This is a genomic window from Butyrivibrio sp. DSM 10294 (assembly GCF_028539135.1).
In the GTDB taxonomy this organism is placed as follows: Bacteria; Bacillota; Clostridia; order Lachnospirales; family Lachnospiraceae; genus Butyrivibrio.
Window position 1 is genome coordinate 21,958 of the sequence record NZ_JANSWL010000068.1, and the last position, 25,646, is coordinate 47,603.

Annotated in this window: 20 protein-coding genes; 3 read left to right on the forward strand and 17 right to left on the reverse strand. The window is 41.3% G+C overall.

The genetic code is table 11. The annotated features are described in order from the left end of the window. Positions 1–6 precede the first annotated feature (6 nt). Both NXH67_RS07175 and NXH67_RS07180 read right to left on the reverse strand, forming a co-directional pair. Positions 7–678 (reverse strand): M15 family metallopeptidase, encoded by a 672-nt coding sequence (locus NXH67_RS07175; protein WP_272796904.1) that lies wholly within the window; start codon positions 676–678, stop codon positions 7–9. A 1-nt stretch (position 679) separates the two neighbouring features. Then, positions 680–1,891, reverse strand: coding sequence for a DUF819 family protein (locus NXH67_RS07180; RefSeq protein ID WP_272796905.1), 1,212 nt, complete (start codon positions 1,889–1,891; stop codon positions 680–682). A gap of 1,535 nt (positions 1,892–3,426) precedes the next feature. Between NXH67_RS07180 and NXH67_RS07185 the strand changes: the two genes are divergently transcribed. Beyond that, positions 3,427–4,353, forward strand: a complete 927-nt coding sequence (locus NXH67_RS07185; RefSeq protein WP_207643597.1) for a CPBP family intramembrane glutamic endopeptidase — start codon at positions 3,427–3,429, stop codon at positions 4,351–4,353. Positions 4,354–4,399: 46 nt separating this feature from the next. Here the strand turns inward: NXH67_RS07185 and NXH67_RS07190 are convergent, their stop codons facing one another. The 6 genes from NXH67_RS07190 to NXH67_RS07215 form a co-directional block, all read right to left on the reverse strand. After that, positions 4,400–5,248 carry a CPBP family intramembrane glutamic endopeptidase gene (locus tag NXH67_RS07190; protein WP_272796906.1) on the reverse strand — a complete coding sequence of 283 codons (849 nt, stop codon included), beginning with the start codon at positions 5,246–5,248 and terminating at the stop codon, positions 4,400–4,402. Positions 5,249–5,299: 51 nt separating this feature from the next. After that, positions 5,300–7,912, reverse strand: coding sequence for a clostripain-related cysteine peptidase (locus tag NXH67_RS07195; RefSeq protein WP_272796907.1), 2,613 nt, complete (start codon positions 7,910–7,912; stop codon positions 5,300–5,302). 85 nt (positions 7,913–7,997) lie between these two features. Then, positions 7,998–10,640 (reverse strand): mechanosensitive ion channel family protein, encoded by a 2,643-nt coding sequence (locus NXH67_RS07200; RefSeq protein ID WP_272796908.1) that lies wholly within the window; start codon positions 10,638–10,640, stop codon positions 7,998–8,000. 40 nt (positions 10,641–10,680) lie between these two features. Beyond that, positions 10,681–11,217 (reverse strand): DUF308 domain-containing protein, encoded by a 537-nt coding sequence (locus NXH67_RS07205; RefSeq protein ID WP_272796909.1) that lies wholly within the window; start codon positions 11,215–11,217, stop codon positions 10,681–10,683. Positions 11,218–11,232: 15 nt separating this feature from the next. Further along, positions 11,233–12,318, reverse strand: coding sequence for a DUF6765 family protein (locus tag NXH67_RS07210; RefSeq protein WP_272796910.1), 1,086 nt, complete (start codon positions 12,316–12,318; stop codon positions 11,233–11,235). Between the two features lie 7 nt (positions 12,319–12,325). Next, the gene (locus tag NXH67_RS07215) at positions 12,326–12,829 is read right to left on the reverse strand and encodes a hypothetical protein (RefSeq protein WP_272796911.1); all 504 of its coding nucleotides are present in this window, start codon (positions 12,827–12,829) and stop codon (positions 12,326–12,328) included. Positions 12,830–13,063: 234 nt separating this feature from the next. Between NXH67_RS07215 and NXH67_RS07220 the strand changes: the two genes are divergently transcribed. Next, a complete protein-coding gene (locus tag NXH67_RS07220) occupies positions 13,064–14,335 on the forward strand; it encodes a hypothetical protein (RefSeq protein WP_272796912.1) in 1,272 nt (423 codons plus the stop codon). A 169-nt stretch (positions 14,336–14,504) separates the two neighbouring features. Here the strand turns inward: NXH67_RS07220 and NXH67_RS07225 are convergent, their stop codons facing one another. Beyond that, positions 14,505–15,989: an ATP-grasp domain-containing protein gene (locus NXH67_RS07225; RefSeq protein ID WP_272796913.1), complete on the reverse strand. Its 1,485-nt coding sequence runs from the start codon at positions 15,987–15,989 to the stop codon at positions 14,505–14,507. Continuing rightward, on the reverse strand, positions 15,986–17,731 hold the full coding sequence (locus NXH67_RS07230; RefSeq protein ID WP_272796914.1) for an MATE family efflux transporter: 1,746 nt from the start codon (positions 17,729–17,731) through the stop codon (positions 15,986–15,988). Before NXH67_RS07230 ends, NXH67_RS07225 begins: the two co-directional genes overlap by 4 nt. A gap of 432 nt (positions 17,732–18,163) precedes the next feature. Here NXH67_RS07230 and NXH67_RS07235 point away from each other — a divergent pair, with 432 nt between their 5' ends. After that, positions 18,164–18,463 carry a type II toxin-antitoxin system RelE/ParE family toxin gene (locus NXH67_RS07235; protein ID WP_051689341.1) on the forward strand — a complete coding sequence of 100 codons (300 nt, stop codon included), beginning with the start codon at positions 18,164–18,166 and terminating at the stop codon, positions 18,461–18,463. 34 nt (positions 18,464–18,497) lie between these two features. On the opposite strand, the gene NXH67_RS07240 is transcribed toward NXH67_RS07235, so the two are convergent. The 7 genes from NXH67_RS07240 to NXH67_RS07270 all read right to left on the reverse strand — a co-directional run bounded on the left by NXH67_RS07240 (position 18,498) and on the right by NXH67_RS07270 (position 25,434). Then, positions 18,498–19,880, reverse strand: coding sequence for a hypothetical protein (locus tag NXH67_RS07240; RefSeq protein ID WP_272796915.1), 1,383 nt, complete (start codon positions 19,878–19,880; stop codon positions 18,498–18,500). After that, positions 19,873–20,880 carry an ATP-binding protein gene (locus NXH67_RS07245; protein WP_272796916.1) on the reverse strand — a complete coding sequence of 336 codons (1,008 nt, stop codon included), beginning with the start codon at positions 20,878–20,880 and terminating at the stop codon, positions 19,873–19,875. Before NXH67_RS07245 ends, NXH67_RS07240 begins: the two co-directional genes overlap by 8 nt. Then, positions 20,877–22,820, reverse strand: a complete 1,944-nt coding sequence (locus NXH67_RS07250) for a hypothetical protein (RefSeq protein ID WP_272796917.1) — start codon at positions 22,818–22,820, stop codon at positions 20,877–20,879. Before NXH67_RS07250 ends, NXH67_RS07245 begins: the two co-directional genes overlap by 4 nt. After that, on the reverse strand, positions 22,801–23,457 hold the full coding sequence (locus NXH67_RS07255; protein WP_272796918.1) for a hypothetical protein: 657 nt from the start codon (positions 23,455–23,457) through the stop codon (positions 22,801–22,803). The genes NXH67_RS07250 and NXH67_RS07255 overlap by 20 nt, the downstream gene beginning before the upstream one ends. 488 nt (positions 23,458–23,945) lie before the next feature. Next, the gene (locus NXH67_RS07260; protein ID WP_272796919.1) at positions 23,946–24,434 is read right to left on the reverse strand and encodes a cupin domain-containing protein; all 489 of its coding nucleotides are present in this window, start codon (positions 24,432–24,434) and stop codon (positions 23,946–23,948) included. A 257-nt stretch (positions 24,435–24,691) separates the two neighbouring features. Then, entirely contained in the window at positions 24,692–24,823 is a 132-nt protein-coding gene (locus NXH67_RS07265; RefSeq protein ID WP_022779882.1) for a hypothetical protein, read from the reverse strand. Between the two features lie 80 nt (positions 24,824–24,903). Next, entirely contained in the window at positions 24,904–25,434 is a 531-nt protein-coding gene (locus NXH67_RS07270) for a GNAT family N-acetyltransferase (protein ID WP_330676637.1), read from the reverse strand. Between the last annotated feature and the right edge of the window lie 212 nt (positions 25,435–25,646).

Here is a 25,646-nt window from a genome sequence, read left to right on the forward strand (position 1 = left end):
TATATTTTATTGTTTCTTGTTAGTTGAAGTATTATAGTCCAAAAGCTTTGTGCATACCGGAAATTTGAAGTATCTGTCTTGATAAGGTTCATCAGCCAATGTGAAGTGCCACCACTCGTTTTCGTAAGGCACAAAGCCGGAACGTACCATAATTTCCCTCAAAAGGACACGGTTTGCGCGCTGAGCATCAGTAAGAGCCGGATAATCATAATGGCTGATATCTCCGAAGAAATCGAAATATCCTCCCATATCCACATCACAGCTCTCGGACATGTCAAATAGAGTCAGATCCACAGTGCTTCCTCTGCTGTGGCCTGAGCGTTCTGCAATGAAGCCAAGGTCAAAGAGCTTTTCCTTAGGGATGTCCGGATAAAAGACCTTCTTCATTCGCTTATCTGGCACATCCTTTGCCCATTTTACGAAATGGTTCACGGCCTGTTGCGGCCTGTAGGCATCATAAATCTTAAGACGATATCCGCGACTGATGACATCATCACTGGCAACCTTAAGAGCCGAAGCTGCCTCTTTTGTCAAAAGAGCTGTAGGCTCATTATAGCCATCTATCCTATCCCCTATAAAATTGAACGTCGAAAAGTAGCGAATTTCCAGGATTACATCGGGAACCACATCTGTAACAGCCACAAACCCCGATGAATCCAGATTCTTAGTATCTTCCATATCATGCTCCCAGAATTGAACCAATGATTATACCAAGCCATGTACCTATCACATAACCGAAAGTCCCAACCAGCATACATGGGCCGACAAGCCTAGCCCAGCCTAGAGAAATAGCCATTCCTGCAGCGGTGGTGGGACCTCCGATATTAGCATTTGAAGCTAGTATGATATCTTCCAGGTCTATTCGAAGAAGCTTACCGAAGCCAAAGCAGAACAGCATGTTAAATACCATCAGGATGAAGCAGAACACCAACAGAAGCGGAGCATTCTGAATGATCATGATTATGGAGGCCGGCACACCAATGACGAAGTAGAACAGATAGATAAACCAGGTTCCAACTTCCTTGGCACCATGCATCTCTTTTGCCTTGTCCTCAAAGAGGGATGCGAATACCATTGATACATTGGTAATCCACACATACTGGCTTCCAAAGAAAGTGTTCAGCATCTTTAGAAATCCGTTGCTCTCAGGGATAATCCCGGCCAAGAATCCCGCAATAAGTTTGGAAACAGTAACAACTATTACTGCATATGCCAGAGATGCTGCTATGTCTTTTAATGAGATGTCGTGGCGTTCCCAGTAGCCTGCAGCAAGAGTTTCGCCAGCTTTGTCAGATCCAGCCCGTTCCACCTCATCTATGTGAGGGTGGCTATAATGTCTTTTGAAAAAAGCACTGGAAGCAATGCCAAGCAGTATCATCAGATAAACTGCCATGTTCAGGTTATCTGCTACTGTGGCGGCAGAGATAAGGTCTCCGCTGACGTGAAAGGCATCAGCAATGGCAGTAAAGTTAACGCCTCCACCGATATAAGATCCGGTCATCATGGCTGCAACGCCGGGAAGCCCTTTGACAAGTCCTGACAAAAGCAATGTCCCCACAAAGGCACCAACAAATGTTCCAGCTGCTCCAATGAGGAATATCAAAAGGAGCTTTCCAGTTTCACGCCATATCTTAATGACGTTGGCATCCAGAAGGAGCAGAGGTATCGCCATAGGAACAGCATACCCCCAAACGATATCATCAAATACGGGAGCACTGGTAGGGATGACTTTAAGGTTTGTCAGTAGAACTGCGATGGCCAGAGTGATTATGGCCCCGGTGAGCCTGGCAGCCCATTTGTATTTCTGTTCAAGATAGATAGCCAGAAAGCTTGATAAAAAAAGAATCGATAATAATGCCCAATTGTTATCAGATGTTATCAGAGTGTTCAAAAATACAATTCCTCCTCAAATGGTGTGCTGCTGCATTCCAATTACTTGTTAATGATTTATGGATTTATGCAGCTTTTTATGCACTAAAAGGTATTTATCACGATTCTTAAATTGTTATAAAAGCTCAAATACATTGCATAACCATCAATGTTTACATCTCTTTTTATTTTACTATATTTCGTCACTTGACAGTCTTAAATAAATATAAAAAGTGCGCAACAGCTGTGCTTTGCCGTTGTGCACTCTAAATAAGCTCTTTTTGAATTCTGAGGAATTCTAAAAGAGAAAACCTATATCTTTTCTATCAGCCTGTCAGGTCTTTTCCTCCAGGCAGTTAAGCTTAGCAATAAATGCATCTATTGATTCGTCACTTAAAGAATATCTGATGAAATCAAGATCCAGATCCTGTGTGGCTCTACGAACATTACAAGATACTTGGAACCATATTTATTTACACATTCGTTATATGTAAATAACATCCTTATCCTCCGCATTTCTATGTCTTTTGCGTATGTTTGGTTAAATATTGGCATAAATACCTATGTTAATCATCAGCGTAAAATAACAAAAATACGGCTTTTTACACTTTTTAACTTAAATAAATAAAGCTTGAAAATGTAAAAAGCCGTACTTTTAAAGAAAAATCTGTAAAAAGCCGCATGGATTAAAGCTAAAATTGTAAAAAACCGGGCACTGTAGTGTGTGCAATTTAATCATTATCCTGGTTATCATCAGTTCCATAAACGTCTACCTGGGATGCCTGTCTTTTATGTTCTTCTTCTATAGCAGCATAGTGTTTAACAGTTGTATTTACGTCTTTATGTCCCAGAAGTCATTGCTGATATCAAAAAAGGTCTTACCATCGGCGTAAGGAAAATAAAAATCCACAAGTCCATCCGATAATATTTCATAGTCTATCATGCAAACGATAATAATATCGGCATAATTATATCCTTGGCACTCATATTCAGCTCTTTACACTTTTATCTTTAAAAATTACGGCTTTTTACAAAAATAGCTTAAATGGTACGGCTTTTTACGATTTTTAGCTTTAATAATTTAACCTAAATGTAGAGTAATGTAAAATGTGAAAAAAAGAAAGCCCCTGTTTATGAACTTTCTCCGGATTGAACATTTTACAGGTTTAAGTTAATCTGACATTAAGCTAAATCTGTTGTCGGTTTAAGCTAAATCTGTAAAAAGATTAAAGATAGCAGTGTAAAAAGTCAAAAGTTCGGCTTTTTACACGTTTATCTTTAAAAGTTCGGCTTTTTACAAAAATAGCTTAAAACATTCGGCTTTTTACACGTTGTAGCTTTAATATTTAAAGCAAAATGGATTATATTGTAAAAAGATTAAAAAAAGAGAGCCCCTGTTTATGAGCTTTCTCCGGATTGAACATTTTACAGGTTTAAGTTAATCTGACACTTAAAAGTTTAGTTGCGTTTATCTAGACGGGAAAACCTTTATATTTAAACGGTAATATGTGTTACAATTATATATAGAATGATTCACTTGAAAGAGAGGGCCTTAATATGGCAGAAAGAAGCAACGAACAGAAAAACTTTTTTAAGAACCTGCACACGGATCAGTATAAATGGAATGATTTCTTTCTTATTCCGCTTATAGTGACAATTGTGATGATGTTTGTCGGGCAGACGGGATTTCTCGTAATCACTAATATTTTATTGAAACCGATTATCAACGATAACAATGTTGATTTTCTAACAATATTTCAACAATATTTAACCTTCCTGGGAATATGGATTATAGCTTTACTTTATTGCTATTTTACCAAAAAAAACAGACCAATAATTAATGCTTTAACACCTTTTTGCAAAGGAAATACAGTGAAATACCTGCTTTTAGGTCTTTTAATTGGTTTTGCTCAAAATGCATTTTGCATTATGGTGGCTTTGCTGCATAAAGATATCCATATTTATTTTGATTCATTAAATCTATTGCAGGTAATACCACTTTTTATAGTTGTATTTATTCAGTCCAGCGCAGAAGAATTACTTTGCAGGGGCTTTCTGTATCAGAGATTAAGAAGGGGATATAAAAATCCTGCTATAGCGGTTGTAGGAAATGCTCTGCTGTTTTCACTGCTGCATGCAGTTAATCCGGGAGTGTCTCCACTTGCTCTTCTTAGTATTTTTTTTGTTGGACTTCTCTATTCACTTATGGTTTATTATTGCGATTCAATATGGATGCCGATGGCAGCACACGCAGCCTGGAATTTCACCCAGAACATTATATTTGGACTTCCAAACAGTGGTAACGTATCGCCAGTTTCAATCTTTAAACTAGATGCATCTACAGCCATGGATAGTTTTGCATATAACGTAGGATTTGGTGTTGAAGCAACAATTGTAGCTATAGCACTTATAATATTAAGCAGCATTGCAGTTTATCTATGGGGAAGCAAAAATAATAAAAAGCCAACTGAAATCTGGAATTAAAAGCAATGCGCCGAACGAAAGTTCGGCGCATTATATTTATCACGATTTAATTCTCTTTACCCCATTTCCGGTTCCAGGTTTCCATAATTTCATCCCATGCCGATGGATGTAAAAGATATATCGCAATAATGATCTGTAAAACAGATAGAATCATATTGAGAACTATATCAGAGGTTTTTAAAGTGCCTTCCATTACTCCAGCTTCAGAAACCAGATCCAAATTCATAAAAGCATAAACATCATTTATTGTATGCATGAGCATTGAAGGAAGTAAACTTCCGCTCCTGATAAATAGTGCACAGAGCAAAAATCCTGCCGCACTGGTTGAAATAACCTGTAAAAGCGCCGCCAGAAGTGTAGCACCGGCAAAAAAATTGAAACCATGAACTGATCCAAATATCAAAGAAGTCACTATTGCTATCCATATTATATGTGACTTCTTTTTATTTTGCCTCATCAGATATGACACAGGAAGTCCTCTGAAAACGGTCTCTTCAACAGTTCCTGCAACACCTGCCATTAGTACAGAGTGAAGAGTCGGTGCTCCCAAATTAGTTTTTAGAATAAGCGAAGTAATAATATCAGGAAGCAGCACGATAACAAGGATAATTAAGCCTATAATTAACCATCTTTTAAGATCTTTTGTCTTTAGGGAACCCTCATACTCAGGATAAAACCACCTTTTATGAACAAGTAAAGTCAATAATGCTCCAAGTATCATTCCTATATACATGATTTCTTCTTTCGGAAGCGGAATCACATTTCCCAAAATTACCGCCACTATAACTGAGATAAAGTATGTAAAAAGGTACCCCCAGATAATAAGCAATATGGATCCAATAAACCAGTGTTCATTAAAAATTTTGTGATTAATGATCTTCTTTTGTCTTTCCATGCTTGAGACTCTCCTTACACATTGTTATATTATTTTAAATATCCTAACTTTTTACTGCACGTTTACTATCTTTGAAGTCATCTTTCTCTGATATACATCAGTTAAAACTCCGCCAATTATATAGTCACCATCCTCTATTGCTTTGAATTCAACCTTCGGACTGCCGCTAGCTGGTACAACAACAGGCCTTCCTTCTGTTGTAGAGCTTGTTAGCTCACCATCCTGTGTGTATCTGTCAAATACAAACTGCAGAGTGTCTCCGGCCTCCAGCTTTCCCATTCCCTTTGAATCAAGGATCGCTCCTACAGCTTCAGAGAAGCTGTTGTCATATCCGACAATAGTTCCTTCTGTCGGTAGATCGCCTTCATTCTGAACAGGATTCCACTCAATGTATAAAATAATATCTTCACCGGCAAGCTTTGCTTTTACTCTTCCATTATATACATAGCCCTCATCCGTCTTTTTTACAGGCTCTGCATCGTAGCTTACAAGCTCACCACCAATATAGACCCAATTTCCTGTGACACCAACCATTGGATGGCCCTTTGAATCATTTTTGCCAAAATGGCTTGATCCCAGATACTTCATTTCACCAGCATTTTCTACCTGATAAAGATTAGTCTTACAGTCAGCTATGATTTCCCAAATACTCTCATCTAGCTCCAGACTGTACCCTTCACCTTCTTTGCTCAAAGGAATATCCACAAGTGCCTCGCTGTTGTCATAATCTTCAAAGCCTTCTATATACCATTCTTCTTGTGTGTCATCCTGCATTTTTAGGACGAGATTATTTAACATTTCTGTAGTACTGGATGAAGATAAAAGGGTTTCCAGTAGAGCGTTGGAAACGTATTCCTCGCTTTCCATTGCCTTTTTCTTCTGAGCTGCCATGATACTGAATGCATCATCATAGAGCCTGTATTCATTCTCATTTCCTAAAGCCACAAGCTGCTTTCTGGTATCTGTGTAGGCAAACGTGAATTTATACGGGAATGCGAATGCTTCACCGTTTATGCCGTCTGCAGAATTCTTATTCCTATATAAGATACTGGCTCTGACTGAATCTATTACCTCATCAATATCTTCATCTGCAGCAATGGTATTGTCATAATCTGCTTCTTTAAGCTTAGACAAAAAGTCTATTAGGTCAATCTGAAGGTCACTGCTAAATGCATATGCATCATTAGCTGCTACTGCTACATCCGCAAAATCCTTTTTGCTGTTCTTTACTGCGTCATCTGTTTTAGCGAATAGGCCGCTAAGCTTAGCATATGCTGTTTTTGCCAGGGATGTATCTATTAATGAAAGTGTTGACCTTGTATCAGTTTTTCCATCTGCTACAGCAGTATTAAGCTGATCAAAACAAGAAATAATATCAGTAGCAAGGGATTCGGTTGGCATAGTAGGATCCTGAGCAAGCTTACCGAAAGGTGATACATAGTACCATCCGCAGCCTCCCTCAACTTCTTCAGATGCAAGATAATAATCCGTATAAGGCTCAAGTGCAGCTGCAATTTCGATGTCCTGCATCAGGCAGGCATCAAACCCAATAAGGTCAAATTTGATACCACTATTGTCTATTGCGCTGATTAGCTCGCTGACCGGCATCGTGCCGTTACCTTCTTGTCTCTTATTCAGATCATCCTGACCATACCCCATGAATACTCCGCCGCCATGATCCCAGAATAACAGCATATATCTGTCAGCCGGGTACTTCTCTTTTGCCCAGGTAAGAAAATCTGAAAGAGCTTCTTCCCGGCTCATACATGTATCATCAGGCACGTCCTCTAACATGGTGAGATTGCCACCTTTTATTTCATATCTGGCCACGGTTTCATTTTTTATTCCTTTTGTAAACCATCTGCCGCAGCCGCCTGCCTGCATGACAAATGTGACTCCATCTCCCTGCTTTGTTGCTTCTTTTATCTGCCTTAAATTAAGGGAAGCAAGTCCCGCCTTGTCCTCAAGGTTGGATCCTATTACATAAGTAAGAACCACTACATTTTGAGCGTCTGAATAGTCTGTGTAAAAATGTTCTCTACTTGGATCAAACTCTTTAATCCTTGCAGAACCAAGGTAATCCTCTCTTTTTATTACATCTGAGTTTCCTTCAATGCCACTAAGGGCGCTGCTAATTTCATCAAGTTGCTTATAAATCAAAAGAGAAGGCGGTGTAGTACTCACAGACTGTTTACCAACTATAAAACCGAAGATTCCAATCTCAAGAACAGACACAACTACAAGTCCGGCTTTAAGAAGGAATCCTACTACTTTTCCATGCTGCTTTACAGGTCCAAGGTCAGGACGCGCGAAAGTGGCCTTTCCAAGCCCTAAAACAGAAAGAAAGACTACCGGGAAAAGAACCAGTAAAAGCGTGAAAAATTTCTTTTTGCCAAATGCCTTTGAGAGCCTGAAATAAAAACGTATTAAGAATAACTCATAAACTATTGCTGCGATATTGGTAAACATCCAGCCCTTGCTCTCCTTAGGCCCTAAGTAAATGGCTCCGAGCATAAGAATCGCCGCTATTGCAAAGGATCTGTAGAAGGTTCGCATTCTCTTAAACAGAACAGTTGAAAGCTCCCGCTCTGCAAGAAATGGCACCACAGCTGTCCATCTCCTTAAGTCTGTCTTTTTAAGCACCAGAAAATACCCAATGGACATTAGTATCCATCCAATGATTAAAATAGGAATGTTTGAAAATAAAGCAATGATCAGCCACATGTTATTTCTCCTTTACTATTCATTCTTACAATAGTTTTATCCCATTTTTCTCTAGCATTTCCCGGATTTCCTTGTTTAAGGAGCGTTCAACCTTATGGATATCAGATTCATCACACTCCGAAATGATAGAAACTGTGACCACATCGCCGCTAAGGCCTATGATTCCTTTATAGATCGGCCCCGAGATAATCTCAGGAATGTTTGCTCCTATTGTCGGAAGCTCTTTTATAAGCAGCTCCTCAGTCGCCGGAAAAGAGGCCCCGCCGGAAAATCTAAGTTCAAGGGGATACCAGGAATTCATTCGTGTCATATTTACGACATTGCTGACATTACTGTTTCCGATGATGAGGATATTGCCTCCGCGTCCCTCCAATTTCGTGGTTCGCACGCCAACCTCCAGAACCTTTCCTCTAAAGCCGCCTACTTCGATAATATCGCCCACCTGGTATTCGCCCTCAAATACCATGGATAAACCGGCAAGAATATCTTTTATCAGCTCCTGTGCCCCAAGTGAAACCGCAAAGGTGATAAGACCCAGGGAAGCAAGCAGTGTTCTTGGATCAAACCCGAGGTTAAGCATCATCATGTATATGAAAAGAATAATACTCGCATACTTTACAAGACTTAACAGGAGCCTTCCTATTGTTTCTCCCTTAGTCCCCATAAGATTGATACTCAAAGTAATGATAAAATTTAGAACTGTAGCAACTGCAAATATCTCGCAGGCCATAATAAAGATATTAGTAAAAGAAAACAGATTCCATCCCTTAGACCAGGTCCCATGCAGTACATAGGTAATCATGGGACTAAATACCTCGGCGTAATCTGACCCCAAAACAATCGTCAAAGCAGCGATGCTGATAACAAGAGCTATATTAAGGACCCTCTTGGCCTCATGTATGGGAGCAAGGGCTCCATAGTCAGAAGTATATGTTTTCCATCTTTTTGAAGGGTCGATTGAGATTTTTTCTCTTCCGTCTTTATCCCTTAGCGTATTGACAGCCTTAAGCTGGTCTCCTATATTTGACCAGATCTCAAAAAACTTTTCATAACCATACATCATGTAAACAACAAGAATCATGATCAAAATGAAGTAGATAGCAACCACAGAAAGCACATATCCTATTATGTTTTTCCAGATTTCCGCCCCTTCAGATGCATAATAGTAAAGAATACCATCAATTTCCTCGCATTTTCCATAGTACTGTCTTCCATTAAAACTAAAACAATCCTTATATCCGCCGGTAAGCACTTTTTCTTCAAGTCCCAGAGCAGTGGCATTTTTCCCAACAAGTGAATCATCACTGGCGGCAATAATCTCCCTGGTCTCAGGATCTACGGCAAAGGCCTCCATGCCATCATAAACCAGTTCGGACATGATGGTTCCCACATCCTTTTCAGCTCCTGCATAAATCACCCCACTGGGTACGGACATAAGCAGTGCCTTATAGTGCCCTGTATATTCAGGTTTCCCCATCCTGACACCAACAAGTACAGAAGTCCGCCCGGTTAACTCGTCTGTATCCAGATCATGCAGAATAGACGGTACACCATTTAACAGTCTCCTGAATTCATATGTGGAAGCTGAGGCATCTGTCTCAAGACTAAGTCCCACGAAACCGGCATTAGATACGTACTCATCACCATTTTCATCGAAAAGTATTATGTAATCCGCTCCAATCTCATCACATCTGTTCTGTAAATAACTCGAACCAGCTCTGCCGGGGTTAGCTGTGATATCCTTTGCAATTTCTGTCGCATAGTTTGTATATTTTTCTTTATTAAGAGCAATTGCGGACTCTTCCTGATCCTTGTTATCCTTAATCCGCTGAGCTAGTACAGAAAAAGAATTGTCCACCTGCTGATAAACTGTAAAAAGTCGTGAAAGAGCTATGAACAGGAGTGCAAATATTAAAATGATAATTCCTCCGATTGAAATACCGTTCCCAATACGCCTGATTATCTTTTTTCTGCCAAGCATTTCTCTTTGTTCGTTATTCAGCGAATGGTCAAACACCAGCTTAATGGTGGCATAAATCCATACAAACAGCACGATTGCAATGATCAAAAAAACAAGAGAAATGATCAGCATCTGCTCGATCATGATCAAACTTGTTTTCAGAACCGGAATTATATAGGCAAATATCATTCCCTCTCTCAAAGAGGAATCTGTTCTTTTTTGCAAAAAGATAAAATAAGGGATCCCATCTATAACTATCCCTTTCGCCTCGCGCATAAGCATATCAGCCGTCACTTCATCGGCCTCATGTACATTCGCAGTCATTTCTTCTTTGATACCATATTCCTCTGCTGTCTCATAGCCAGGCAAATCCTGCGAGGAATAGAGGACCATGTGTTGGCCTGCCCCGTTATCAGAAGCAGAAAAAATGAGAAGCTTTGTGTTATATACTGTCTCAATGCCATTAAGCTCAGCCTTCAGGGCGTAGTTTTCCTTTAAGTCCCCCGTAGCCATAAGCTCATGAACTATAATGTCGTCCAACACTCTCATTCCCATGGTTCGGGATTCCATTTCGTACCTGCTTGCCACGTTATCTACACGCCATGTCAAAAAACCGCCAAAAGCGAGAGTCAAAACGATGATCAGAGCAATACCAATTCTCTTTTTACGTTTTAGTGCATTTAGAGTTTTCTCTTTTTCCAGGCTCACAAATATTCCCTCTCGTTTACAAAAGTATTAAGCATCCGGTCTACTGTATGAGGATAAAGGATGTTCTCTGGAATGCATTAAATATCCTCATTATGGCTGAATAAATTAGTCCGATACTGTAGATCATGATCGCAGTATTGGAATTTCTTATAAATATCAGACACGCAGCGGCAAGTGCGAGGTTTACAAGTCCATGTCCAAATTTCATCTTCCATGGTCCTTCAACTGAATTTTTGGCCTCCATAGCCCGAAGTATCTCAACGACACCGGAAAAAGCATGAATACCTATCAGGTACAAAAGAATGTATATCTTTGGAACACTTGCCAGAGCCCCTGTAAGAATGGCATAATCAAAGATTATAGCTCCCTGGATCAGGATCATCTTGCCACCGATCATATGTCTGGCCATCCTGAAATAGAAGATTATGTCCCTGATGCCTGCTATAGCCAGACCAAGGGCAAGAATGGCAACAATAAGTGTATACACATCCTCTGACGGATAAACTATGAAAATAATTGCAACGATCAGCATGACAAGCCCGATCAAAACTCCACGTATTCTCTGAAAACCACTCATGTTAAACCCTCTTCTTTATTTTCTTACAACGCCGGCAAGTTTGTTGTTAGATTTCTGTATAGCATCAATTACCATGCCTTTGTGTGCAATTGCACCCCTTGTAAATCTTCCGATAAAAGTATCATCCTTGTTTGAGCTTCCGGCGTACTCAGCAAAATATTTATCTATAACATGATCCTCTATCTTTTGTCCGGATAAATCCTCGCCAAAAGCCTTCCAGTCATCACAGGCCAAAAGCTGCCTTTTTTCAATGATCTCTTTTATCCTGTCAAGATGAGCCTCTACAGCCTTCATGTCATAAGTATCCTTTTCAAAGGTTGTAATATCACCTCTTATAAACTTCATGGCGTAGATCATCTGAGTAAAAGCCTTCAGATAGTCACTTGGATTATCCTTTATAAGCTCCTCATACTCTGCCCACATAGGAAGATATTTATATCTAACAAAGCTATAATCCGGAAGATGTCCTGCTCTTCCGTGACCAAGGTTCATAATAGAGTTTTCGCTGGTCTGATATAAACTGTTTGTATAAACACTGTTCTCAAGGTCATCAGGCGTTGATCTCTTATGAACAAAGGTTATCTGTTTTTCTCTGTAACCATCTCCATCCGGAAACAGCTCATAGAAATAGTAATTTGTATTGTTGATTACAAGCGAAGGAGTTCCAGCAAAATTAGCATGAGCCCAGGTATCAGCAAGTACATGCATCGCAATTCCAACAGATTCCAGGGGCTTATCCTTTGCAAGCTCTACGGTCTTTACCACAAGGTCTCCATTGGGTCCGCATATAAGTCTGTATTTATCCAGATACTGCTTTGAGCACCCTTTCTTTTGAGCATAAAGGTCCCTGGGCAAGAAATGGAAAGCTGACCATATCCTTGTGATATCCTGAAGTCCCACAGGATCAGTCCTGGCATCCATAAGTTCCAGCTGCATCTGAGTCGTTGCAGCGTTTGAGGGGCCTTTTATCTTCGCAAGCAGAGTCCTTGTACAAAGATCCACAAATTGGGCGCTATAGGCTACTTTTTGGCTCTCTTCATGGTCATACCCAGCCAGAAAAGCTGCACAGTACGTTGCATAGTAATGAAAATCTTCCTGCATAATTTATTCACTCCTGAGTCTGCGCACTTCTTAGCGCCTTTATTTTTCTTGTTGATACGACAACAGTTCCCAATATATAAATAGAAGTCAGATCTATGATAAGTGAGGCCACAGTTGTTTCGATTTCCTCTAAATTGCCTAATTTTTCTATATAATCAGGCAGGCTAAGTACTGATAATACCAAAAGGATTATGGCCCACGCATAATATCCCTTTTTGTAGGGCAGCCTTTTGGCAGCTCTTGAAGCATTGAAGCCTATGTAAGCATGCAGCCAAAAAATCAAGCCTATGCCTAAAAGGACAATAGCAATAAACACAATAAAAAATAACAGTGCATACCCCTTTTCCCCTTCTTCAAACTGCTCTAAATAGTCGCCTATAACGTCTTTTACTTTTGTCAGAAACTGCATCGCAGCCTTAAAAACATCCCAGGCACTTAAGATTACAACCCCTATCCCACAGACATTAAGGTTATCCTCGTGCTTTCTTAACGCACAACCATCACTGCTCATTGCCTTTCCCTTTCTTATCACATTGCTTATCTTTACAGAAGATTTACCATATTTTATCGGCTATTTCCCTTTTTACCTTTTAATTTTATCAGTTTACCGCACACTAACATTATTATTATTCCGTTAACTTTCCATTAATACTTTCTTAAAAAAATGACAGCGCCGTTATAACTTGAAAGCGGGCTGTACCTGAACTATTATTATTCTATCAAAGCAGTATATATGGAGGCTCATATGGAACAGAAACTGTTTCTGGAATTACGTCCGTTATATGTAACAAGCAAAGAAAGACCCAATGAAATCAGAATACGGATTCGTATGCGAGACCTGATCGATCCGGACATACTCCGCCATGCCGTAGATACCACCATGCAAAGATACCCTTATTTTTGCGTCGAATTGCAAAAAAGGGATAACCAGTACATATTCGCAGAAAACCATCGGCCTGTTGTAATCACCCACTCGCTTCACGGCGTGGCTTTGAATTCCGAGGATTCCAATTATCACATGATCGCGTTTTGCTGGCAGGATAACTGGATCATTCTGGATGTGTTTCACGGCATGACAGATGGGACAGGCGCGTATGAGATAGTGCGTACGCTCCTCTATTACTATTGCTCTAAGCGGTATGACGTCAGACTGAAGGAAAATGGCATCCGCCTGGTTGGTGATGAAATTCCTAAGGCGGAGTGGATCGACCCCGTGGCGAACAGGACCGATCTTCCGACCCCCAGACGCAACGAAGAGATGTCAGACGCGCTGAACCTTATCGCATCTGCAGGACTGGAGGAGGATCACCGGAGTACTGTTTACAGCATCGCCATATCTGAATCCGAGTTCATGAAATTCAATCTGGACAACGATGGCAGCCCCGGAACCATGGTCTCTCTGCTGCTCAGCCGGGCCATTGCGAAGCTGTTCCCGGATGCGAATGACATCATCCGTATCACACTGTGCGTGAATCAAAGAAAGGCACTTCACGCACCTACAGCACATCAAAGTCTGGTCGGCGGCATTATGCTGGAATACAAGGATAAAATGCGCGACTGGCCTCTTGACCAGCAGGCCACCGCTTACAGAGGTATGGTCTTAGCACAGAATCAGGAGGAAAATGTTCTGATGGGAGTAGCCTCCATCAAAGGAATCAATGGCCTTATTCTCTCCAAAGAAAACGACCAGGAGCGCCTTGGCGTGACGAGCTATATCAGTGCTCTGGCGGCCAGGGTCATAACTGCCACAGTGAGTTATGTTGGCAAGGCCAACTATCATGAAGCCGAGCAGTATATCCGTGATTTCCGGGCTTGGACCTCCTCTGCTGCTGATGGCTTAACTGTAGAAATATCCGCGGTGAATGGACGTTTCACCCTTGATTTTCTCCAGACATTTTCAAGCCCTGTTTTTGTGAATGCCTTTCTGAAGGAGCTGGAGGAAAATGGGATTGTGTACGACCTGCAGGATGTGAATGAATTGGAGCTTCCAAACATCAAACTTCCCTGGACAGAATAACAAATATTCAAATATTGTATTCATCTCCCAAGAGACTTAAGATATCCTGCTCAGGGGTATAATGGGTATCGTTTGTTGAAGATGCCGTCACCACCTGTAGAGTATGCAATAAAAAGCCGGGAATCATTCCATCATTTGTGATAGCCTGACAGCTTGAAATTTAGATTCTCTATATTAGTTTAAGTATTTCCATGATCCCCTGATTGTAAGGATTTGCTTCCAGCAGCTCCTTGGGAACAATTGCCTTCCCCTTAGCTCCGTTTTTATAAAATCTAAGAATATCTAAGATCAAAGTTTCAGGATCCCTGTTCAAAATATCCTTTATCTCCGGAGTAATATCTGATTCATTAGTCGGGGGAAGAAACAAGGACTTTTCCGTGTGCAGTAAATCCGGATATTCTTCTTCCAAACGCATAAGGATATCAAAATCACTTTTGGATACTTCCGGATCGTCATGAACAAGATAAACACAGCCTGTCTCTGTTTCAAGATCAACTGTCTCCGGAATTATATCCGTCTTTCCGGCATTTTCCACCCACCCGGAATAATAGCTTCTCATGTTGAGCAGGATTGGAATAATACCTGATGCCTTAATTGATCTTTCTCCTGCAGAATAAAAATCCTTGACATATCCTTTCCGAAAAGGCCGATACGGTCTCCTGGAAAATTCCTTGTGAAACTCAGCATCCAGCAAGCAATCCAGTACTATATCGGTTTCATGATACCCGAAAATCCTGTCAAGAAATCCTCTGGGAGCACTCCCTCCCATCACCCGACAATTCGCTTCAATCAGCACCGGACCTTTATCATCTATCATATATTCGCCATGTACAGGTCCATCCTTTATTCCCAGAGCCTTAACCGCCTGAAATGCGTATTCGACAAGTTCCTTCTCCTTTTCGTCAGGCTCATCGATTACTTCAAGGCCTCTGTATACGATAGCTCCTGTAGGCAATCTTTTTTTATGATACCGAAAGATGGATGTCAATGCAGGAATACCGTTTCTGCTGATGGAATTTACTATGTACTCCTCACCAAAGATACGCTCCTGCACCATGAGCCGGTTTTCGGCTTCACCGAACATATTGTTATGTGCCGCCCTCTCCTGTTCAAATGCGTCAAGCAGTTCCTTCTTTCCATGGACAAGATGTACTCCCACAGATGCACAACCATGAACGTGCTTCAGCACAACATCGTCGGTTCCTGTTGTTTTCAGAAACGAAAGACAATCTTCACAGGACGAAACCTCTTCTCCCCGGATATATCTCAATCCTGCTTCTTTTAGAGTTTTATGCATAACGCTTTTCTCTGTCATATTCGGAATATTGGAAAATGAATTACCCACCATTCCAAGATCTTCCGCAAGCCGGGTGCCTACTATAACACCTTCCTCCCCGCCAGCGATTACAAGATGCGGATCAAGAGCACGCACTTTGCGCAAAGTAGCCTCATAATCTACATCCTCCTTGATTATCTGAATAGGATAATCAATCCTGGAATACTTGATCCGTCGTTCTGCATCCATCATGTCTCTTGCATATCCTTCAGGAATATATGATTCAAGTATAACCGGTTCATATCCTCTTTCCCTAATGTCCTCAAGAAAATTGAATGCGGTGGACATGGGCTCTGCGACAACAATTCTACCTTTCATGCATTTACTCCTATCGTAAGTTTGGTTGAATTCAGTCCGAATACATACTCATGCCGGATCTCAAAAAGTCCCGTCAGAATCAATTCATTCGGAGATAACTCTCTATTCTCTTCCGCTATGGGGTAAAAGGGCTTCCCGGGACTTCTGCAGGTAAGTATGTACTCTCTTTCGTTGGAACTGATGAGAAAATCCACAGCCGTACCAACGCCGCAGTGATCAATGATATATATTCCCATCTCTTCCGCGGCAAGGCATAGTTTATTTGATATATCTGCACCTGGCGCCATATCAGAGAGGCTATTTCCGATATATGCCCCAACCCCTGCCACATCATCCAGAGAATTAACCGAATAACTGCACAGCGACTTCATGGGATACTCTTCATCCAGAAGCAAAATCGGCGAATATCTTCCCGAGGACCTTTTTACAATACTCTGGTTTATTCCCGCTATCAGGCAAAGGATAAGAAGCATGCTCACCGGAAATGCAGCGACAAGTCCATATCCACCAAATAAAAGATATAATGCGCCTCCGACTAAAGGAATAGAAACAACCTTATCAAGGATACCAAGCAGCATTGCATACATACTTCTGTCCAATGTATTGTAAATATCTCTGAGAACCAGAATTATACTGCGAAGAGGATAATACAAAACATATATCGGCATAAGGCTTTTGATCAATGCAAGAGCCCCGCTATCATTGATGTTAAACAGAGCAGCTACCTGCTGCGGGAAAATAACAAAAGCTGCTGATAACAAAGTACAAGCGGCTACAATCATCAAAGTAACTCGCTTGCTCAGACTCCGGATTCCGAAATAATCTCCTTCTCCCTTCAGCATTGCAGCAAAGGAGGCATTGTTGTCAACGATGCCGGTCAAAGCTATGGAAATAAAGGAATCCAACTGAGCAAACAGAGACATCGCCAATACACCGTTCATTCCAAATGCCAGATTCATGAAATGATTACAGAAAACCGTTGTCACTGCATAACCTGCCTGAACGCTGCCAGAAGGCATGCCTTTTTTCACAATTTCCTTTCCGTTCGTCCATATATCCTTACACCTGCAGAAGTTCAAGGACAATTTCCTGAAACGCCAGATAAGCAGGGTCACGGCAAATACGACGATATATGATACCGTTGTAGCTGTCGCTGCACCTACACATCCCATTCCTACGGCTTTGATGAAAAATACATCCAGGACGATATTCAAAGCATTTACCGCAACGACCAGGCCCATAGAAAGAAACGGATTTCCGATGACAGGAAGGAAATAGCTGAAATGCATAAGAAGGACACCGGCCGGAACAAACAGACTCAACCTCAAGATATATGCATCAAACTCCGTCCTTAATTCATCGGGACAACCGAACAGATTTCCCAGCATAGGACTAAATACAATAAAAAACGCAAACAGAAGCATTCCCATAAAAAGTGCTAATGACGAGGATATGGTAAAGTAATTCTCAGCGCCTGCCTTGTCCTTTTTTCCAAGCGACTCCGCAAATAAAAGTGAACCGCCAATCCCTGTGATGGTGTAAAGCATCGAAACCATTAAAGCAACCGGTGCACCAAGATTGACGATTGCAAAAGCATCCGAGCTTAGCAGATGCGAAACAACCATACTATCTGCAAATTCACTCAGCGATATTCCTATAGCAGACAGCATCGCCGGAATCATAAATCGGATATATACTTTATTTACGACAGTTTCTGTTCTCTGAAACTTTTTACTTGTCATTTTCATTTGTCAGCCTTTTCTGTAATATGGACTCCAACTGCCCCATATGCTATTCATAATAAAACATCGTCATATTCGGAGTTGTGGCGGTGGTATCTTCCGTTGTTTCATATGTGTAGAGGCCACTTGATATGCCATATACAGTTAAAGACTCGCCCTCCTGAATATGTCGTTCATCGTCCGAACGTCTTAAATATGAGATATAAACCTGCCTTTTTGAGCACCAGGAAGTACCCAATGGACATGAGTATCCAACCTATCAGTAGAAGGGGGATATTTGAGAATAAAGCAATTATTAACCACATATGTTTTTCTCCATTGCTGTAAATAATACGTACACATTAATTATCCGATAAAAAAGTAATATTTTGACGTTTAATAGAAAAATTTTATTTTTTTTTAATACGTATACCTATTTGGGGAAACATATCTATGGACTCAGATTGCATCATATGTCCCCTGCCAACAATTAAAAAAATAAAGCACCGGGGATATACGATACCTGTGGTGGATGATCTGGATGAAGTATTTGAAACAATCTCACAGAATCCCGAAAGGCAGTTCCTTGTTGAGCAAGAGCTCTGGCACAGTGAAGGCGTCAGAAAGATCAAGGTAAAGAATTACCTGGTCTATTTCTGGATCGATGTAGAGAACGCTGCAGTACAGGTGATCGGTGTATGTTATGCAAAACGCGATCAAAAAAAGTTTCTAAAAGGTATAGATACAGAATGATGAAAAGCAGCCATTACGGCTGCTTTTCAAAATATCACTCTTCTTTGTAAATGTAAATCTGTCCACCCTTTTCTTCGGTGAGATATGTTGGAACCTGGAATAGTTCAAGTTCATCCTTCATTCCGACTCCGTTTCTATTCCATTTCAATTCATAGGACAAATTCCTGAAAAACGCGAAATAACAGAATTTGAAATGATCTTCCAATATGTGCATGGCGGCTGCTAATCCATATTTACGAATAAAGGATGGTGACAGGAGGTTCTGAGCGCAGTACCTTTTTTCCAGAGCATATTTATTATCCTCAACATTGAAGTCATCAAAGCTTCTCATGGACAAAAATCCATGAAGGTGTTTGCAGCCAATATAATCCCACAGGAACATAACTTTGGCATCCTTACTGCTGGCCTTTAGTATCTTACCTCCCATTATCAAAAACCCCTCGGATCTTCTTACTTCATCAAGCGTCATCCCTTCAATAAATCTTCTGGCAATGGTGTAAAGTATCAGGTTTTCTAATACTCTGTAATGATCAAACCGATACCTGACATTGTACTCAATGTCATCAGTTTTTATCCCATAAAGATCACACTCATTTATCAGATTGCTCCAGGATTGTAAGTCAACGGACTGTCTGTCATAGATGGCTACAAAAGGCTTTCGTCGGGCATCCTCAATAAAAAATCTTCCTCCGGATATGTCTGAATTAATAAATGGTGACGAAGAAGATGCTGCTACCAAGCTCTCATATTCATCATAAATCTTGATGCTGCCCATCTCCTCATATAAATTCGACGACATTTTCCAGTGTGTTGGAAGCTGGCCTGCTTCTAGACTTTTTTCATTAGTAAGTTCATATCCAACAGACATGGTGACGATACGCTCTAGATACACCCCATCTTTAAAATCATAATTAAAACGCTCATCTTCTCCCCATATATATGTTTGGCGATAGTCCATGATCAGTTTTTCTTCACGATGGAACGGACATTTGCTTATTCCTGACAATTGATGCAGATATGAGTGATAGCCTGATTTCATACATTCCGGGCAATAAAAGAATTTCCGTGTAATAAGCCTTGGCGCATATTTCATAAGTTTTGATAATGGAGCCATATCTGCGTGATAATCCTCTGGCAGAAGCATCTTGTTTATATTGTCTCTCCAGTTATCTTTAATAGTATATCTGGAATAGATGACAAACTCACCATCTGGCTGGAAATCCTGCTTTCTGGATGTAAGTGGCCCAATGTCCAGAAGATTCAGAGCTTCTTTGTAGCTGCATTGGCCATTTACTATCTTGAAATTTCTCATAACTGACCACAGGGATTCATGAGGCCTTACCCATTCTTTCTTCCACATGTATTTAGGCTTACCTGCCGGATCCGGAATATCTTTTATCATGGTCATATTACTCATCTGAACTTATCCTCCCATATCCTGTGACTTCTATCGCAAGTGCGATATCCTTCTTTCTAAGGAAATACTGTGGCCCTATACCGCCTGTGCCGTATGAAATGAGACATTGCAGGAACGACTGCATGAAATACTGCATAGGTATGTCCTCAACGCTGATAGAATATTTGATCTTCACCTCATTGAATGCATCCCAGTAGTCTCCAGCTATACTAAGGAATGTTGCCTTTTTGTCAGCATATGCGTATGGGAAGAAGAATTCCGCAAGCCCTACGTTGCTGTCAATAGGGAGTGCTTCGTGGATCTTGATCTTATCCAGTTCCGCAAGGCAGTATGACAGCTCTTCGCAATTTCTTATTCCGCAGAACTTATACTCGTTGAGGAAGAACCGCTCTACTATCTGGTTCTTTTTCTGAAGTATGAAAGCATTCTTTGTGCTGAGCATCTCCTGAGGAGTGCCAACAAAGAAGATCGACAGCTGTACCTGGTGCTGAAGACGCAGGGTGTTGTATATATCCATCAGCCAGTAATACTCATCACCATCCAGCTTATATGCCTCATCAATTATAAGGACCGCCTTAAAGAACGGCGTTTCTGCAGCCTTTATGGCAATGTAATTGATGACCTTTATCTTCAGTTCCAGTGCTGTTATGCGGTTATACTTTCCGATATCTATCCCAAGAACATTGAGTATACCGGCATAGAATGCTTTATCAGTGGCCTTGGTGCCATGTTCTGTAAGCGACCATACGATTATTGGGAATTCCTTGCCGTATCTTACGTGGAGTGCGTCCACAATATATGCAATGGCTGATGTCTTGCCTATTCGTGACCTGCCATATATCATTGCTCCGCACACACCGGATAATAGCCATCCGTTTATCTTGTACAAAAGCTCAAAGATACTGTTTGTTGCTATATGGAAGCTTGCAGACTGCATGTAGGAAATCGTTGCCGCAGCTGTGATGGCCTGCTGGTCTTCGTAGATACTCTCGGTTATCATAGGGACCTCCTTTCCTTATTGCTCAGCATATGTATCCAGGTCTCTTCTGACGTCATGTCCTGTACTTTTGGATCGAGAGCCCTGTCTTTTTCCCGGGCCTTTGGATCAATCGGTATAAGCTCTGCCTTCTTTTTTCTGCCTGGACCTTTCTTTTTGGCATCCTGCTCCCGCTGCATTATATCCACTCTCGTTCTGGCTTTTTTGCTCTTTGCCGCCCTCTTTTTAAGGCTCTGTTCCAGATCAGTCAGCGGGGTTTCAAAGTCCGAATGTTCTTTCTTATTTGCGTTTGCGTACTTTATGGCCAGCTTTCTGGTGACGATCGAGTGTTTCTTATGCCCATACTCTCCTACGGCCCGTATCTTTTCGATATAATCACAATCTTCGCTGTATGCCTCAATGCTGGATATATCATCGGGATCGATCCTAAGAAAGAGCTTCTTTCCCAGAAACTCATAGTTCACAGATAAAATATCCCCGCGGTATCTGGCACCAAGATAGTTTATATGTGGCCTCTTTCCACTCTTTATGCTGCCGCGTACAGTAACCTCTTTGTCAAAAAAGAGCATCCTGTCAGCTTCCTTCTTTTCCATGTCCGAAGCTATATGGGGCAGCATCCCCTGTTCCAGACGCTCTCCCATTACCTCCAGCGGAGTCCTGTTGAGGAGCGCACTATGAGGAGTATTGTTATACTCACAGATGAGGTACTCCATGATCTGGCATACTTCATCAAATGTGATGCCATATTTTATTGCCTGCTTCCTGGCATCTTTAGCCTTGATATCCCTGCTGTTACTGCCGGTTGTCCCGGGAAGTGTATGAAACCCCTTTATTTCTATGGTCTTAAAGAATCTCTCGACAATACCCCGGGTCTCAGGCGTTGAAACTGCTCCATAGTTTAATGTAATGCCCAGCTTTTCAGTAAATGTATCCATTACATGATCAGTCAGGTGGGACTTCGCATTATCAAGCATGATCTCATCAAACATGGCATACTCAAGCTCCGGATATCTTGATGATGGGAATCCGTCCATATCCTTATTTTCAAGATCTTTAAGGGTATAATTCATCTTCCTGTGAGGGAGGATAGTATTTTTTACAGCTTTACAGATGTCGTGCTGGTTATAGTTTATCTCCTGGCTCATGTGATAGCCGACGATACATCTGGTCGCCACGTCTATAACAGGCAGAAACCAGCATCTTTCACACACATCATTTACTTCTGTTCCATCGTCCAGCTCTATCTGGGTAATATATAAAAGATCGATCTTATGCCCGTCTATCTGGCCGCAGGAAAAAGGAGCAACAGGAGACGGACTGTAATTCTCACCATATCCGGTACTGGCGGCTTTCCTTGCTGAGTCCTCATCAGTCCTTCTGTTCGCAAGTTTTACGCACCCCGCCTCAAGTGATTTCACATAACGCCTCAATGCCTGGTATCCTTTAGACGCCGTATTTAAGGGATAATCATCAGGCCCTATGCCGATCTTAAGACACTCAGACACGAACCTGCCGTGGAGCCTTGTAAGGCTCATGTTCTTTTCAAGGGTATATTTTTCATATCCAAAATAGTTTCCCTCAATGAAAGGAATCAGTTCCTCATGGCATTCAAGGAGCTTTAAAAATCTTCCGTTCGAAGCCACACCTTCCTTATCGCCTGTTCCCTTTGTTTTTTTCCAGGGGCAGAGAGCTGCATAGCCAGTAAAATTGCCGTTTCCGTCCCTTGAGTAGCACTTAGAGACATATTTGACGATATGGCTCTTATCTATCCCGGTCTTGCTGTTGATTTCCTCAAGCGTCTCACCATCTATGTACATGTCAACGGCTCTTTTACGGGCTTCATACAGAGCTTTTCTTTCCGCAGACATTGCTTCCGCCAAAGGCTCCGGCCATATCACCCTGATATCCATGAGCTCTGTGCGGTCAAATTTTCTGTTCGCCATTACAATGCACCTCCGTTTTATACGAGATCTGTTTGTCCTCAATACCGGTAAAAGAAATGGCTCCCCTAAAATAAAGGTCTGCCAGATAGTCAAATCCTGATGAGGATGTGATCCTTCCTGCTGTTATGAGCTGGCCTATGGTCATGGGGCCTTTTATGGACAGGTACCTTAGAAAAGCATCATCTGCTCCTGCATCTATACCATGTATGCGTCTGGCCTTTCCAAGCAGATATGATATATTCCGCATCCAGAATGATCCCTTATAGATATCCTTATGACCAAGTATCTCAATATGTTCATTTGCGCTCACTCCCCACAGGCTGAATTCATCAGCTGCACTGCTCTCATCCGGTTTTGAGATGACAAGCTGGAATGCATCTGTTCCATCTGCGTAGACAACATAGACCGAGGGGCAGACTGTTATCGCCCTGCCATCAACATGATATTTCTGCTTCAGCGGCCTTTCGCAGTACCAAAGCACCCGGTGGTCCATCTCAAGGCATAACAGGTTGTCAAACTGGAGCTGTCCAAGCGCAGAGATTTTGCGTGCAAGCTTTCTGCTGAAGCATACATGATAGCTCTTCATGTACGATTTGCTTCTTGGTTCTTCTAAAGGTACAGTAAACCTATACTTCACAAAGACCTCCTCTATTCTGTTTTGGCTTGTAACTATCCAGGAAAAGATGGAATATACCCCAAAAGACGCTATAACAATTAAATATTTGTTATATCTCGTAGATTTGATTGAAAAATAACCTGGGGTATGGTACGATTTGTGTACAGAAAGTGGTCACAGCCATTTGCCAGATGGCTGCAACTCTACTGTAACCTGGCATCACAAATTGCTGCGCGTCCGTCAAAACATGCTGCAATAAGTGGTGCTTTTCTTTTCCCATAAATCGAGATTAACATAATATTGATATTTAATCTACGCTTTTATGTGTAAAAGTTTATTTATTTTCGCCCATCTTTGGCAAAACTCATGTAAAATCTCCTATCATTGGCAAACTCCATGAAAAATCGACCATAAATGGCAAGCTGGGTGAAAAATTTTTACATCAAGGTTGCCAATGTACAAAAAAGGAAGCCCGAAAAATCGGGCTCCCGAAAGATCATTTATTGGCATCATTTATGAAAATGGACAAGTGCCAGATACAGCACACGTTCTGCACCCTCACCGCATATGTCTCTTATTTCCTTTTTCCCAATAAGCCTAAACCCGTCGTAAGTAAACTTAGGCGAAGTAGCACATGACATGAAGCAAAAGCTATCCTTATCAAGATTCTCCGCAGCAAATATGGCTCCTTTGGGAATAACTGCCATTGCCTTTTCGCCGTTTTCAATGTCCCTTCCAAGGAGAAGTTCTTCTGTCTTTCCATCCGTGATCACCGTGATCTTAACTGCACATCCCTCATGGTGATACCATATCTCTTCGCAGTCTATCTGATGAAAATGGGAAATCTCATCTCCTGCCAAAAGAAAATATATGCTTCCTGCAAGTGCTCTACCACCCTTATCTTCAGTGGATGTGTAACATTCAGAAAACCATCCACCTTCAGGATGTACTTCAAGGGCATAGACTTCCTTCAGTTTTTCTATTCGCTTTTTATCCATATCAGTTTCCCCATATATACAATGTACATAAGTGTCTCAATCGCCCCAGCTCTTTCACTTCCTAATCTCCGACCTATTAAGAATATCGCACAGTTCCTCGAAACTATCACAGATAAGTCTTGGATTCTCAATATTGTCGCCCCTCACGAGATATATCTTAGCGTCTTTGTTGCTCCAATAATAAAAATCGCCACCTCTGTGCATGGAAAAAGGGACCAGTTCTTCAGGAATAAAGCCATCTTACAAGATCATTATCCTTAACGCTTTATATAGGGAATAACAGACTTTTTTCGCTTCTGCCCTTCATGGGCTTCTACTGCGTAGTCCACAGCCTTCAGCGCATTGGGGAGTTTGTAATTCCTGGCTGTGGTCTTCACATAGGTCTTCATGTGCTCCCAATAATGATTGCTTCCTTTGTCTTGAAAGCCTTGCGTCGCTCCTCTGCAATAGCAGACACTGATACATCAATCTACAGTGCTAATTCCATCAGCCAGCAATCTACTTTTTCTTCCTCAAACATCTCATGTTTTGGAAGTGATTTAATGATTTTAAACCCGGCTTTCTCGTATGCCCTTATAGCCCTTTTATTATCTTGGTGCGGGTCAAGAAGAACTCGTTCCGCAGCCATATTTTCTTTCAAATGAGAAGCCATCATTTTCAAAAAAGATGAGCCTATTCCCTTACTCCAGTATTTCGGCTCACCTATAAACTGATCCATAGCAAACACTATATGTCCATCGTCAGGATAGTCATATTCATCGAACAATTCACCACTCAATTGATAGGCCTGTGCATATCCGATGGGGGATTTCTTATACTCGATGATCATTCTGAATCCATCTGGAATTTCTTCCAAAAAATGTGCAGACAAAGTATCCATCGTAAACCTGACGTCACGACCTTCGTAATACTCCAGCACTCTCTTATCTGTCAACCATTTAAACATGAGTGGAAGATCTGTTTCCGTAAAATCTCGGATTGTTATTTCATCTTTTTCTATTTTCACGTAATCCTCCCCGCAAACTGGAAGTTGTCGTTCTCTTTTCCTAAAACGGCAACTCGTCAAACTGCGATTGAACAAAATCGCTGCGCGATGGCCTGCCTAGGCTGTGTGCAGTGATTTTCTTTTTATCAAAAAGGCAGTAGAAAGTAAGTCCTAATAGTAGTATTGTTGTAGTCGCGAAACTTAACAATCAAACAGGATCATTACTA